The organism is uncultured Rikenella sp. (assembly GCF_910579375.1).
Taxonomy (GTDB): domain Bacteria; phylum Bacteroidota; class Bacteroidia; order Bacteroidales; family Rikenellaceae; genus Rikenella.
This window is the reverse complement of sequence record NZ_CAJTUJ010000039.1, coordinates 1-14,240: the sequence shown is the minus strand read 5'-3', so window position 1 is coordinate 14,240 and position 14,240 is coordinate 1. Positions and strand designations below refer to the sequence as shown.

Sequence of the window (14,240 nt, the reverse complement as noted above, 5' to 3'; positions counted from 1 at the left end):
CGCGTTGGCGGAAATCTTATTCAAACACAAATCATGCGTTTGAATGATTTCCTTCTCCAGCAGTCGCGCGCGGTTGAGCTTTGTCCCGCCTGAAACTGCCCTGCGCGGGCGGCGTCCGGGTGACCCCGGCGGGACGGAGCGATACTGCGTATCGCTTAATCAGCTCAGCCCAGTTTTTGGTGCGCGCCGGGGAAATCTTGCCAAAACACGCAAGCGAGTTTTGACGATTTCCCTCTTTAGGCGGTGCCTCCCGGCACTCGGAATGGGCAGCTTCTACCCTCAATTCTTTGTCTGTGCGCTGAAAAATCTGATCACTTTAAGGCATGTAAAAAGCCCGCAGGAATACACTGAAGATTCCTGCGGGCGTAGAATAGATGAAGGGGTGGGAAATACCGGCCTCAAGGTTTACTGTTGTGCCGCTTCGGCCTGCTCTTCCATCGACCGGTACAGGTCGGTGTAGTGCTGGAACTTGGTTTCGACCTCTTCGCCGTTGGCTAATTTTTGATAGTACAAGCCTTTCAGCATATCGACGATGCCGATCTCTTTGGGATTCAACTCGTGGGCTTTTTCCAGATATTCGATCGCGACGTTGTAGTAACCGATCGCTTCTTTGGCCATGGCTTCGTATCCTTTCACGTCGTTGAGATCGAGTTTCCGGGCTTGTTCGATCAGGGCGTCGCCTTTGCGGGCTTCCATGATCCCGGCGTTCATGTAAGGCGCATAGTTGTCCGGATCGACTTTGGTGGCGGCGACGAAAGCGGCTTCGGCTTTGTCTGCGTTACCCATCTTTTCCCACAAGGTACCTTCGAGCATGTAGAGCGAGACGTTCGACGGATCGAGCTCTTTCGCTTTGTCGAGCAGACCGACTACGGTGTCCGGGCTGCGCTGGGTATCGATGTAGAGATTAATCAGCTGGGTCACCATCCGGTTGTCGGTCGGGTATTTGGCGAGGGCGTTTTCGAGGGTGGCGATGGCGTCCTCTTTCTTGCCTTGTTTTTCCTGCATGTAGGCGATGTAGAAGTCTACGCCGCCGTCCTGGTCGTAGCCGATTTCACGGGCTTTGTTCAGGTATTCGAGGGCTTTGTCGTAGTCTTCGCCTTCGCTGTAAGCCACGCCGGTGTAGTAGAGCATCACGGAGTCGGTGTTGCCGAGCATCTGGTTGACTTCGACGACTTTCGAGAACATTTCGGCTGCCTGGATCTTCTGACCGAGGTTGTAGTTGTTCATCCCGTTGGTGTTGAACTGGTTCAGCAGTTCGTCGCCCACGAGATACCCTTTACCGGTCGCGATGGACGGGTCGAGTTCGCAGGCTTTTTTGAACGCTTCCAGTGCTTTGTTCAAGGCGTCGGGACGGAATTCGTTCTTGGTCTGCCAGAAGACGACTTGTCCGTTCTGATTGACGTAGATGTCGAAGTTATCGAACACGTATTTCTTGTGGGGTTGTTCCATCACGGTCACTTCGACGATTTCGTTGGGCTGGTCGCCGACCAAGGCCAGGGTCTGTTCGATGGGAAAATCGGCGACCAACGTTTTGGTGTAGACTTTCGATGCGGCGATCAGGGCGCTGGTGTGGTCGAGCCACGTGTTTGCCGAGGCGGATTTCTTGGGATCGGCGATGGCTTCATCGCTCTTCTGGAGCCGCTTGGCGAGGTTGTCCAGCTCTTTGGTCTGCGAGCTGGCGGCCAGTGTGGTGGCTGCGGCGGCGAGGATCAAAAGAATCTTTTTCATGGTGTGTATCGTGTGAGTATGTGTTAGTTATTCGGTCACTTCAGCGGCAGCAACGATAGACGGGTCGTCGTTCGTTTCGTCGTCTTCGCTCTTGGGCACGGCGATCACTGAAGCGATCGAGTCGTTGTTCCGCAGGTTGATCACCTTGACGCCCTGTGCCGCGCGTCCGGTGACGCGGATGTCGGCAACGGGAATCCGAATCGTGAGGCCCGACCGGTTGATGATCATCAGGTCGTTTTCGTCGCTTACGGCCTGAATGGAGATCAGCTTACCTGTCTTTTCCGTGATCTGGATGGTCTTGACGCCTTTCCCCGACCGGCCGGTGATGCGGTAGTCGTTGATCCCTGTCCGCTTCCCGTATCCGTTTTCCGAGACGACCAGAATTTCCGGTTTCTGATCCGGTTCGACGGTCAGCATGCCGATCACTTCATCTCCTTCGTCGAGATTGATCCCCCGCACGCCTGCGCCGGTCCGTCCGATGGCCCGGACGTTCTCTTCTTCGAAACGAATCGCTTTCCCGCCTTTGGCGGCAATCACCACCTGGGCTTTCCCCGAAGTCAGGGCGGCGTCGATCAGCTGGTCGCCGTCTTTGATGGTGATGGCGTTCACGCCGTTCAGCCGGGGCCGCGAGTAGGCTTCCAGCAAGGTCTTCTTGATGATCCCTTCGCGGGTGCACATCACGATGTAGTTGCTGTTGACGTATTCCGGGTCGTTCAGCCTGCGCACGTTGATATAGGCTCGCACTTTGTCATCCGGTTCGATCTGGATGACGTTCTGAATCGCACGGCCTTTGGAAGAACGACTCCCTTCGGGTATTTCGTACACTTTGAGCCAGTAACATCTCCCCTTTTCGGTAAAGAAGAGCATGGTGTTGTGCATCGTAGTGACGTACAGGTGCTCGATGAAGTCTTCGTCCCGCGTGGCAGACCCTTTCGATCCCACGCCGCCCCTGGACTGTGTCCGGTATTCGGTCAGCGGGGTGCGCTTGATATACCCCAGGTGGGAGATGGTGATCACCACATCCTCGTCGGCGTAGAAGTCTTCGGGGTTGAACTCTTCTGCGGTCAGGACGATTTCGCTCCGCCGCTTGTCGCCGTACCGCTCTTTCATCTCGACGAGTTCGTCTTTGATGAGTTGCATCTGCATGGACTCGCTGCCGAGCAGTTCGTTGTAGTGGGCGATCATTTTGCGCAGTTCGTCGTACTCCTGCTGGAGTTTTTCGTGTTCGAGCCCGGTCAGTGCCCGCAGTCGCATGTCGACGATGGCCTGTGCCTGTAGATCGCTGAACTGGAAGCGGGCGATCAATGCCGTTTTTGCTTCCTCCGCGTTCTTGGCGGCCCGGATGATCCGGATGACTTCGTCGATGTTGTCCTGCGCAATAAGGAGACCCTCCAAAATGTGTGCCCTTTCTTCCGCTTTCCGCAAATCGTATTTCGTCCGCCGCACGATCACGTCGTGGCGGTGCCGAACGAAGTATTTGACCAGCTCTTTGAGGTTGAGCGATCTGGGCCGCCCGTCCACCAGCGCGATGTTATTGACCGAGAAGGTGGATTGCAGCTGGGTGTATTTGAACAAAGTATTGAGCACGACGCTTGCCACCGCGTCGTGTTTCAGGATGATGACAATCCGCATCCCGTTTCGGTCGGATTCGTCGTTGATGTAAGAGATCCCTTCGATCTTCTTGTCGTTGATCATGCCGGCGATCTTCTGGATCATCTCGGCTTTATTGACTTGGTACGGAATCTCGGTCACGACGATACACTCCCGCCCGCTCGCGGTGTGTTCGATGTCGGTCTTGGAACGGATCACGACGCGTCCCCGCCCCGTTTCGTACGCCTCGCGCACCCCTTCGTAACCGTAGATAATCCCGCCGGTCGGAAAGTCCGGTGCTTTGATCTTTTCGATGAGTTCCGAGATCTCGATGTCGGGGTTGTCAATATAGGCGTTTACGGCGTCGATGGTGTCGCTGAGGTTATGCGGCGGCATATTCGTTGCCATCCCGACTGCAATCCCGGAGCTCCCGTTGAGCAGCAAGAGGGGGATTTTCGTCGGAAGTACCGTCGGTTCGTAGATGGTGTCGTCGAAGTTGAGGGTGAAGTCGACGGTTTCCTTTTCGATGTCGGCCATCACTTCGTCGGTGATTTTCTTCATCCGGGCTTCGGTGTACCGCATCGCCGCCGGGCTGTCCCCGTCGATTGACCCGAAGTTCCCCTGTCCGTCCACCAGCGGGTACCGCAATGACCACTCTTGTGCCATCCGCACCATAGCGTCGTAGACTGAGGAGTCGCCGTGGGGGTGGAATTTCCCCAGGACTTCCCCGACGATTCTGGCGGATTTCTTGTACGGTTTGTCGGAGTAGAGCGACAGTTCGTTGCTCATCCCGTAGAGCACGCGGCGGTGCACCGGTTTGAGTCCGTCGCGCACGTCGGGCAGGGCCCGCGACACGATCACCGACATCGAATAGTCGATGTAGGCGGTCTTCATCTCCTCCTCGATATTGATCTTGATGATTCTCTCTTGCTGTTCTTGCATGGTTTGATTATCTAAGTCTCGCTTGGCTTTTCAAACGGCTAAGATAGCGTTTTTTTTTCGCATGACCAAGGGGTGCGGGGGCTTTGTTGAGGGGGCGGGGATGTTTTTCTGCGGTTGTTTTCGGAGAGGCGGCAGTCTTTGGGGGTGGGGGGTGAAGCGGCCGTGGGTTGGGGTAGTCCCAGCCGGCTTTCGATTGCCGCTCGGCCCCTGTTTATTCCGAGAGGCAACGCAGCTGAATACCGTGGGCACGAATGCTTGTATTGCTGGAGAGTAGGTCCGTCGTGCTGAAACCCAGATATATGCCGGCTGTATCTCCTGTCGTGGATGATGAGGAGTATCTGTTGTTGCTGACATACACCAGATCGCCTCGGATACCCTGATTGCCTCCATCGCGGCAGCCCGGGGCGGGCTGCTCGGCCTTTGAGCCGATTTCCGCAGGCTTCGGCTTGCACCAATCGATATGGGCGTGGCTGGGACAAAATAAACGCGCATTCTCTTCCAGATAAAGAGAATGCGCGTATCAACTTTTTGTAGTTCAAATCAGAAACTATCCGCCGAAGTTGTCGTACATGATATTCTCAGGCGGTACCCCCAAGGAGTCGAGCATCTTCACTACGGCCGAAATCATCATAGGCGGCCCGCACATCAAGTACAAACACCCTTCCGGATCTTCGTGGTTTTTGAGGTAGTTCTCGTACAGCACGTTGTGTACGAAGCCCGGGGTATATTTCACACCGGCGGCATCTGCTTCCGGGTCGGGCCGGTCGAGCGCCAGGTTGAACGAGAAGTTCGGGAAGTCGCGTTCGATTTCGGTGAATTCCGGCATGTAAGGCGCCTCTTTCAAAGCCCGGGCCCCATACCAGAACGATACCGGACGCGAAGTCTTTTCGGTCTTGAAGAGGTGCATGATGTGGCTCCGCATCGGCGCCATCCCGGCACCGCCGCCGATAAAGATCAGTTCCTGATCCGCCGGCAGGTTGTCGGGCAGGAAGAATTCGCCGTAAGGCCCCGAAATGGTTACTTTGTCGCCCGGTTTGCGGCTGAAGATATACGAGGAGCAGATCCCCGGATTGACCTTCATGAAGCCGCCCGTCGCCTTGTCGAACGGCGGGGTGGCGATCCGGATGTTCAGCATGATGATATTCCCTTCTGCCGGATGATTCGCCATGGAGTAAGCCCGGAAGGTAGGTTCCGGATTCTTGGTCACGAGGTCCCACATCTTGAATTTGTCCCAGTCTGGACGGAATTGTTCATCGACTTCCATGTCCGAGAACTTGATTTCGTCGTATTTCGGGACGTCGATCTGGATATACCCCCCGCTCCGGAAATTAAGCTGTTCGCCTTCGGGAAGTTTCACGACGAATTCTTTGAGGAAGGTCGAGATGTTCCGGTTGGAGATCACTTCGCACTCCCATTTCTTTACGCCCAGCACCGATTCGGGTACTCGAATCTTCAGGTTTTCTTTGACTTTGACCTGACAACCCAGGCGCCAGTGTTCCTGTTGCTGTTTGCGGCTGAAGAAGTTGACTTCGGTGGGCAGAATTTCGCCGCCGCCTTCCAAGACCTGGCATTTGCACATGCCGCACGATCCGCCGCCCCCGCATGCCGAAGGCAGGAAGATGTTCTGTTCCGCCAGGGTGGTCAGGAGCGATCCGCCGGTTTCTGCGGTGATCTCTTTTTCGCCGTTGATGGTGATGGTGACGTTTCCCGAGGGGGTCAGCTTTTTCTTGGCGAACAGCAGTACCGCTACCAGAATCAGCGTGATCGCCGCGAAGGCGATGATGGCCGTGACGAGGGTCGGCGTCAGACTCACGACGGCTGCCGAAAGAATTGTGGATGATATCATCGTATCTGTCTGTAATGCGTTAGAGTTGGATGCCGAGGAAGATCATGAAGGCGATCCCCATCAACCCGGTAATAATGAACGTGATCCCGACCCCTTTGAGCGGTTTGGGGATGTTGGAGTAGGTGAGTTTCTCGCGAATGGCGGCCATGCCGATAATGGCGAGCCACCAGCCGATCCCCGAACCGAAGGCGAATGCGGTGGCTTCGCCGATATTGGCGTAGGCGCGTTCCTGCATGAAGAGAGAACCCCCCATAATGGCGCAGTTCACGGCAATCAGCGGGAGGAAAATCCCCAGCGAGCTGTAAAGCCCCGGCGCGAATTTTTCGACGATCATCTCCACGAGCTGCACGATCGAGGCAATGACGGCGATGAAGATGATGAAGCTCAGGAAGCTGAGATCCAGGTCGGCCAGGGTCGGACTCACCCAGGTCAGGGCTCCCGGTTCGAGGACGAATTTATTGAGGAGGTAGTTGACGGGCACGGTCACGGTCATCACGAAGATCACGGCCAGCCCCAGACCCATAGCGGTCTTGACGGTCTTCGACACGGCGATGTAGGAGCACATCCCGAAGAAGAAGGCGAAGACCATGTTATCGACGAAGATCGACTTGACGAATATGTTCAGTATGTTTTCCATGTCTGGTTTCTAAGTGTGGATAGGAAATAACAGGCTTCGCTGGTTTTATTTCTCCTGCAGGTCTTTGTTCCGACTGCGGTGGATCCAGATGATGATCCCTACGGTAATCAAGGCCATCGGGGGCAGGATCATCAGGCCGTTGTTGGCGTAGCCGTGTTCATAGCACCACTGGGGAATCACCTGGTATCCCCATAAGGTTCCCGATCCTAACAGTTCGCGGAAGAAGGCGACGATAATCAGGATCAGGCCGTATCCCAAGCCGTTGCCGATCCCGTCGAGGAACGAGGGCCACGGTTTGTTCCCCATGGCGAACGCTTCGAGGCGCCCCATGATGATACAGTTGGTGATAATCAAGCCCACGAAGACCGAAAGCTGCTTGCTAATATCATAAACAAAAGCTTTCAGTACCTGATCGACGAGGATGACCAAGGCTGCGACCACAACCAGCTGGACGATGATCCGGATCCGCGACGGAATCCCTTTCCGCATCAGGGAGATGATCAGGTTGGAGAAGGCGGTCACGACGGTCACGGACAAGGCCATCACGAATGCGGGCTTCATCTTAGCCGTCACGGCCAAGGCGGAGCAAATCCCGAGGACTTGCACCAGAATCGGGTTGTTGCGGCCCAACGGCCCGAGCAGGGCGTTCATGTTTTTAGCCGAAAAGAGCGGCTCTTTTTCCTGGGTACTCATTATTTGGCTCCTCCTTTCGTAAGGGTATCGGTCGGGACGGTCGTCAAGCTGTCCGTCGCTAAAGTGTCGGTCGCGATGGTGTCGGCCACCGGTACGATCGACCGGTCGGCTTTGGTCTGCACGCTGCGGAAGAAGGGTTCGTAGTCGCCCAGACAGGTGAAGAGCATGGCTTTCACGCCGTTGGAGGTCAAGGTGCCGCCTGAAATGGCGTCCACGGCATACGCATTCCCCGCCGACGAGCCTTTCCCTTTCAGGAGGTCGATGGAGACGAACAGCCCTTCTTTGTTAAAGATTTGTTTGTCGATGAATTGGTTCTGGAAGGGCTTGGCGGCAATTTCCGCTCCGAGCCCCGGGGTCTCGCTCTTGTGGTCGAAGACGGCTCCTTCGATGGTGTTGCAGTCTTCGTTCAAGGCGATATAGCCCCAAACCGGCCCCCAGAGTCCCTTTCCGGTCACCGGAACGACGTACTCTTTCGCGCTCCCGGATAGGGTAGCGACGAATACCGGCATAGCTGTCCTGGCCGCAAACACAGCGGGCAGGTCGTTCAACGAGGCGAGCACCTCTTCGACCGGCGCTTCGTTCACGTGGCCGGTGGAGTCGACGAAGAAGGCGCCGGTAATGTATTTGGAGAATTCTCCCGCCACGTAGCTGTTCTTGTCCGCCGCGGCAGCGACTCCGTCGCCTGCGCCGATGGCGTTCAGAATGGCGCCCATCTTTTCGGTCTTGACGTTGGCCTGCTGCATGGGTTGCAGCTCGATGGCGGCAAAGGAGAGCACCGTGGCGACGATCACCACGAGGATGGTCGCGTAGGTGACGATATATGTGTTGCTTTGCTTGTTCATGGTTTCGGTAATAGTGGTGTTACGCGTTGACTTTGGCCCGTTTCAGGCGGCGTTTGATGTTCCCCTGTACGACGTAGTAGTCGATCAGCGGCGCCATGGCGTTCATAAAGAGGATGGCGAGCATCATTCCTTCCGGATAACCGGGGTTGAGAACGCGGGTGAGCACGCACAGAACACCGATCAGGAAGCCGTAGATCCACTTCCCGCGATCGGTCTGGGCCGCGGTCACCGGGTCGGTGGCCATAAAGACGGTACCGAACGCGAAACCGCCGATAAGCAGATGGTACCAAGCCGGAATATCCATCATCACATTCGTGCCGATGAGGTTGAAAATTCCTCCCATGACCAATCCCCCGATCACGGTGGAGAGCATGATCCGCCACGAGCCGACTCCTGTCCAGATCAGAATAAACGCTCCGATCAGAATGGCCAGTGTCGAGGTCTCGCCGATCGAGCCGGGAATCAGGCCGTAGAACCAGTCGATCGGCGTCGTCCCCATGCTCCAGTCAATGGATTGCGCCCCATTGGACAAAGCCGCTGCGGCGTCCGACAGCGGGGTCGCCCCCGAATATCCGTCGACCAGCTGCATCCCCGCTGCGGATGCGTTTTTCAGCCCTGCGACCCACACTTCGTTCCCCGAAATGGCGGTCGGATAGGCGAAGAAGATAAATGCCCGCGCCAACAAAGCCGGATTGAAGATATTCATCCCGGTGCCGCCGAACATCTCTTTGCCCACAACGACGGCAAATGCGGTCGCCACGGCCACGATCCAGAGCGGACAGTCCACCGGCATGATCATCGGAATGAGCATCCCGCTGACGAGAAAGCCTTCGTTGACCTCTTCGTGCCGCAGTTCGGCGAAGAGGAATTCGATTCCCAACCCCACCGCATAGGCCACTACGATAATCGGCAGCACTTTGAGGAAGCCGAACCAGAAGTTCGACCATACGGATACGTCGGAAAGCGTCAGTCCTAAAGCCAGGTTATGCTGGTATCCGATGTTGAACATCCCGAACAGCAAGGCCGGCAGCAGGGCGATGATCACGACGGTCATGGTACGTTTGAGGTCCATGGCGTCGCGGATGTGCGCCCCTTTCCGGGTGACGGTGTTCGGCACGTAGAGGAACGATTCGAATGCTTCGAATGTCGAAGCGAACCGACCGTATTTTCCGCCCTGTTCGAAGTTGGGCTTTATTTTGTTCAGATAGTGTCGTAATCCTTTCATACGGTGTGCGGCTTAGTTGAGTTCTTTGATCATCAGTTCGATCCCCCGGCTCAAGGTGGCCTGCCACTCGTTTTTGGAGGGGTCGATGAATTCGCACAGGGCGAGGTCTTCTTCCAGAACTTCGTAGATACCGAGGTTCTCCATCTTGTCGATGTCGCCGGCCATAACTGCCTTGATCAGGTAGAGCGGGTAGATGTTCATCGGCAGCACGCGGTCGTAGATGCCGGTCTGCACGAACGCCCGCGGGCCGCCGTTCAGGTTGGTGTCGAGGTTGTACCGTTTCTTGGGGAACATCCACGAGAAGTAGCTGTGCGATGCGGAGAATTTGCTGATCCGTGGCATGGCCCAGCCGAGGAATTCGTATTTGTTCCCTTCCGGAATGACGGTGACCTGGTTGTGGTAGAAGCCGAGGTATCCTTCGATGTCATCCGGCTCGACTTTGATGCCGGTGAGCGGGTTGCCGCTGATGATGCGCACGCCGCGCTCTTCACCGGCATCCTGAGGACGCAGATTCCCGTCGGTGATCGAGGAGATCAGGGCGCCGCTGATCACTTTGAAGTATCTCGGTTTCACGACTTCCGATCCGGTCAGCGCCACGATCTTGGTCATGTCCACCGTGCCGGTCATAAAGAGCCGTCCGATCATGGCCACGTGTTGCAGTTCGACCGTCCAGACGAGGTCTCCTTTATTGATCGGATCGATGTGGGCGATCTGGACGCCGACGTTCCCCGCCGGGTGAGGCCCTTCGATGTGGTGGATTTCTGCCTGTTTGATCCGGCTCAGCACGCCTGCGGTGGTGTCCGTCCCGACGGTCAGGTGGACTTTCCCGTCGGTCAGCTTCTTGAGTACTTCGAGACCGGCGATCAGGTGTTCGCCCTGATCCTGCACGAGGAAGTTGAGTTCCGGCGCGAGCGGCGCGGTGTCGAGTCCCGAGATGAAGATGGCTTTCGGGGTCGCCGCGGTGTCGGCGATCACGCCGAACGGCCGCTGCACGAGCATGGGCCAGAAGCCTGCCCGCAGCAAGGTCTCCCGCACCCGTTCGCGGGTGAGGTCGCCGATCGGACAGGTGTCGAACTGTTCGCTCTGCCGTTCGCCGTCGGGCCGTACCACGATGCTGAGGATTTTCCGCTTTTCGCCGCGGTTGATGGCGCTCACTTCGCCGCTCACGGGAGCGGTGAAGAGCACTTCGGGGTGCTCTTTGGAGAAAAACAGCGGGCTCCCGGCCTTGACCTTGTCGCCGACTTTGACCAGCAACTTCGGGGTCACGCCGCGGTAGTGGCTCGGCACTAACGCGTAGCCGGGGGCGTCGCCCCCTTTCGTCAGTACGCGCTCGGCGGCGCCGACGAGGTTGATGTCGAGGCCTTTGCGTAGTTTGATTACTTTCGACATATGGGTGATTGAATGATTATTGTCCTGTAATGAGAGGCTATTTCCCGTACCGGTAAACCGCACCGTCGGCACCGGTCACGTCGAGCCGGGCCGGTGCCGCAGCGTCAGCCAATGCTTCGACCCGTCCCACCACCTGGGCGTCGATGCCCAGTTCATGCGCAATGCCTATAATGGTCTCTGCCACCTCCGGCATCACATAGAGCTCCATCCGGTGTCCCATGTTGAAGACTTTGTACATCTCTTCCCACGGTGTTCCCGACTGCTCCTGGATGGCGGCGAACAGTGGCGGCACCGGCAGCAGGTTGTCCTTTATAATATGGAGTCCGTTATTGGCGAAATGCAGAATCTTGGTCTGCGCCCCGCCCGTGCAGTGGATCATGCCGCAGATGTGCTTCCGCCCTATTTCGTTGAGAATGCGCGTGATAACCGGAGCATAAGTTCGGGTCGGCGACAGCACGAGGCGCCCCATGTCCATATCCGCCGGCACGGTATATCCGTGGCGTTGGTAAGCCGCCGGCACGGGATCGGTCAGTTCGAACGAGCCGGTGTATACCAAGTCTGCCGGTATCCCCCCGTCGTAAGACTCCGGGTACCGCTCGGCCAAAGCCTTTCCGAACACGTCATGCCGCGCCGAGGTCAATCCGTTGCTCCCCATCCCTCCGTTATAGCCGGTCTCGTATTTGGCCTGTCCAAAAGAAGCGAGCCCGACGATGACGCACCCCGGCGCAATCCGGTCGTTGGTGATCACGTCGTCGCGCCGCATCCGGGCCGTCACGGTAGAGTCCACGATGATCGTCCGCACGAGATCCCCCACGTCCGCCGTCTCGCCGCCGGTGGAACGGATGTTCACGCCGTAGTCCCGCAAAGTCTGGAGAAACTCCTCGGTGCCGTTGATGATGGCGGAGATGACTTCGCCCGGAATCAGCCGTTTGTTCCGTCCGATGGTCGAGGAGAGGATGATGTTGTCGGTGGCGCCGATGCAGAGCAGGTCGTCGGTGTTCATCACGACGGCGTCCTGTGCCACCCCTTTCCACACGCCGAGGTCGCCGGTCTCGCGCCAGTACATGTAGGCGAGCGAAGACTTGGTTCCCGCCCCGTCCGCGTGCATGGCCAGGCAGTGTTCCGCGCTGCCGGTGAAATAGTCGGGAACGACTTTGCAGAATGCTTTGTCGAAGAGCCCTTTGTCGATGTTCCGGATCGCCTTGTGGACGTCTTCCTTGCCGGACGAGACGCCGCGGCCTGCATAACGGGAGTGGTCTGCCATCGCGTGTGTGACGTGTATTTTTAATGTCCGCAAAGTTATTCATTTTTTTTTTGTTTTTCGCGTAGTGTAGGGTGTTCTTTTGTGGTGGGGCGAGGGGGGATTTTGGGTATCTTTGCTTGCGGAAACCGATGATTCTTTAAAAATGATGACCAGTAAAAGGCAGGAGGCGGTGTTCGAGTTGGTCAGGAGTATGAGCAAGGCGGAAAAACGCAATTTCCGCCTCTATGCGCAACGCCAGGCGGGAAACGGGGAGGCGAAGTTCATGGCGTTGTTCGATGCGCTGGACGGGATGGAGGAGTATGACGAGGCTCGGGTGCTCAAAAAAACGGGGATACGGAAAGAGCAGCTGCCCAATATGAAGGCTTATCTCTATCGTCAGATTCTGGTCAGCATCCGGCTGTTGAATGTCCAGCATGTGGGGGTGATGGAGATTCGCGAGATGATCGATTTCGCGCGGGTGTTGTACGACAAGAGCATGTTCCGGCAGGCGCTGACGATGCTGGATCGGGCCAAGCGGATGGCGCTGGAGGCGCAGAAGTTTACGCTCGCGCTGGAGATCGTGGAGTTCGAGAAGCGGATCGAGTCGATCTTCATGCAGCGCAGCGCGACGAGCCGGGCCGAGGAGCTGAGCAATCAGGCACGGACGCTGGCCGAACGGATCGCCAATATCAACCAGTTGTCGAACCTTTCGGTGCAGCTCTACGGACTGAATCTCCAGCTGGGGTATGTCCGCAGCGAGAAGGACCGGAAGATGGTGACCGATTTTTTCCGCGAGCGGCTGGAGGCGTTCGACGACCGGGGGATGAGTTTCCACGAGCGGCTCTATCTCTACCAGGCGCGGATGTGGTACCACTATATCCGGCACGATTTCGTGATGTGTTACCGCTATGCGCGGCGGTGGGTGGGGCTGTTCGACGAGCGGCCGGATCAGCGGGCGGTCTATTACGACCTCTATGTGCGGGCGGTGGCGCGGTTGCTGGATGTGTTGTTCATGACGCGGATGCACGACCGGATGGCGGAGGCGATCGCGAAGTTCGAGGGGGAGTTGGCGCAGGTGAAGCCGATGACGGAGAATCTGACGATTCTGGCGAGCCTGTGTCTGTTGCAGGCGAAGATCAACCTGCATTTCCTGGAGGGGAGCTTTGCGGAGGGGGTGGAGCTGGCGCAACAGGTGGACGATTTCGTGCGCGACCACGGACGGTATGTGGACGAACACCACCGGATGTTGCTGGCTTACAAGGTGGCGTGCATCTATTTCGGGAACGGGGATTATAAACGGTGCATGAGTTACCTGCATCGCATTATCTCGATCCCGAATCCGCAGTTCCGGCGCGATTTGCAGGTTTTCGCGCGGATTCTCCACCTGATCGCGTCCTACGAGGCGGGGGAGGATTATTCGCTGGAGTACCAGATTCGGAGTGTCTATGCTTTTGTGGTGAAGATGAACGACATGCACGCGGTGCAGCATGAGATTATCACGTTCCTCAAGCGGATTCCGCACACGTATGCGTCGGATTTCCGGGGGGAGCTGGAGCGGCTCTACGAGCGTCTCAAACCGTTCGAAAACCATCCGTACGAGCGGCGGCCGTTCTTCTATCTGGACATCATTTCGTGGCTGGAGAGCAAAATCCGGAATATTCCGATCGCGGAGATTATCCGGAGCAAGTACCGGGCGGAGGGGAGGAAAGGCGGGTTGTAGGGGAGCCTTTTTTTGGGGGGGGAGAGGCTGCCCGGTTCGAGTGCCGCTCGGCATTCGAACCGGGCAGTCTCGGCTTAAATAGCCGGCCTCCTTTACCAAGGCGCCTTTACCTAAAGAAACCGTCGGGGGATTTTCAAGGGGGATGCGAATCCCCCTTGAATGTGCTTTTTGCCTACTTTTTATCACATAATAAAAAGTAGGGGCCCCCGCGGCCTAAGCGGACCAGAGAGAAGAGATAAACAGTCTCCTTGACATGGACAGCCGCCCGACTTTAATTCGAAAACATCGAGTTCTGTTCGCGCGCCTTGGGAAATCTTGTCAAAACGTGCCAGCACATTTTGACGATTTCCCTCTTTAGGCGTGGCGCGCGGTTTGGTTTGAGGGG

The 14,240-nt window shown here is 56.9% G+C and carries 10 protein-coding genes; 1 reads left to right on the top strand and 9 read right to left on the bottom strand.

Annotated elements, in window-relative coordinates; genetic code table 11:
* Positions 1 to 405 precede the first annotated feature (405 nt).
* The 9 genes from QZ302_RS05180 to QZ302_RS05140 all read right to left on the bottom strand — a co-directional run bounded on the left by QZ302_RS05180 (position 406) and on the right by QZ302_RS05140 (position 12,156).
* Entirely contained in the window at positions 406 to 1,728 is a 1,323-nt protein-coding gene (locus QZ302_RS05180) for a tetratricopeptide repeat protein (RefSeq protein WP_294593260.1), read from the bottom strand.
* 27 nt (positions 1,729 to 1,755) lie between these two features.
* Complete coding sequence (gene gyrA, locus QZ302_RS05175; RefSeq protein WP_294593258.1) at positions 1,756 to 4,260, bottom strand: DNA gyrase subunit A; 2,505 nt, start codon at positions 4,258 to 4,260, stop codon at positions 1,756 to 1,758.
* Between the two features lie 547 nt (positions 4,261 to 4,807).
* Positions 4,808 to 6,067, bottom strand: coding sequence for an NADH:ubiquinone reductase (Na(+)-transporting) subunit F (gene nqrF / locus QZ302_RS05170; RefSeq protein ID WP_294593263.1), 1,260 nt, complete (start codon positions 6,065 to 6,067; stop codon positions 4,808 to 4,810).
* Positions 6,068 to 6,125: 58 nt separating this feature from the next.
* Positions 6,126 to 6,743 carry an NADH:ubiquinone reductase (Na(+)-transporting) subunit E gene (nqrE, locus tag QZ302_RS05165; protein WP_294593255.1) on the bottom strand — a complete coding sequence of 206 codons (618 nt, stop codon included), beginning with the start codon at positions 6,741 to 6,743 and terminating at the stop codon, positions 6,126 to 6,128.
* A gap of 45 nt (positions 6,744 to 6,788) precedes the next feature.
* Positions 6,789 to 7,436: an NADH:ubiquinone reductase (Na(+)-transporting) subunit D gene (locus QZ302_RS05160; RefSeq protein ID WP_294593253.1), complete on the bottom strand. Its 648-nt coding sequence runs from the start codon at positions 7,434 to 7,436 to the stop codon at positions 6,789 to 6,791.
* Positions 7,436 to 8,278, bottom strand: coding sequence for an NADH:ubiquinone reductase (Na(+)-transporting) subunit C (gene nqrC / locus QZ302_RS05155; protein ID WP_294593251.1), 843 nt, complete (start codon positions 8,276 to 8,278; stop codon positions 7,436 to 7,438). Before nqrC ends, QZ302_RS05160 begins: the two co-directional genes overlap by 1 nt.
* 19 nt (positions 8,279 to 8,297) lie before the next feature.
* Entirely contained in the window at positions 8,298 to 9,503 is a 1,206-nt protein-coding gene (locus tag QZ302_RS05150; protein ID WP_294593248.1) for an NADH:ubiquinone reductase (Na(+)-transporting) subunit B, read from the bottom strand.
* Positions 9,504 to 9,515: 12 nt separating this feature from the next.
* On the bottom strand, positions 9,516 to 10,892 hold the full coding sequence (locus QZ302_RS05145) for a Na(+)-translocating NADH-quinone reductase subunit A (RefSeq protein WP_294593245.1): 1,377 nt from the start codon (positions 10,890 to 10,892) through the stop codon (positions 9,516 to 9,518).
* A gap of 37 nt (positions 10,893 to 10,929) precedes the next feature.
* Positions 10,930 to 12,156 carry an AIR synthase related protein gene (locus QZ302_RS05140; protein ID WP_294593242.1) on the bottom strand — a complete coding sequence of 409 codons (1,227 nt, stop codon included), beginning with the start codon at positions 12,154 to 12,156 and terminating at the stop codon, positions 10,930 to 10,932.
* A 142-nt stretch (positions 12,157 to 12,298) separates the two neighbouring features.
* Between QZ302_RS05140 and QZ302_RS05135 the strand changes: the two genes are divergently transcribed.
* Positions 12,299 to 13,855 carry a hypothetical protein gene (locus QZ302_RS05135; protein WP_294593239.1) on the top strand — a complete coding sequence of 519 codons (1,557 nt, stop codon included), beginning with the start codon at positions 12,299 to 12,301 and terminating at the stop codon, positions 13,853 to 13,855.
* The last annotated feature ends 385 nt before the right edge of the window (positions 13,856 to 14,240 follow it).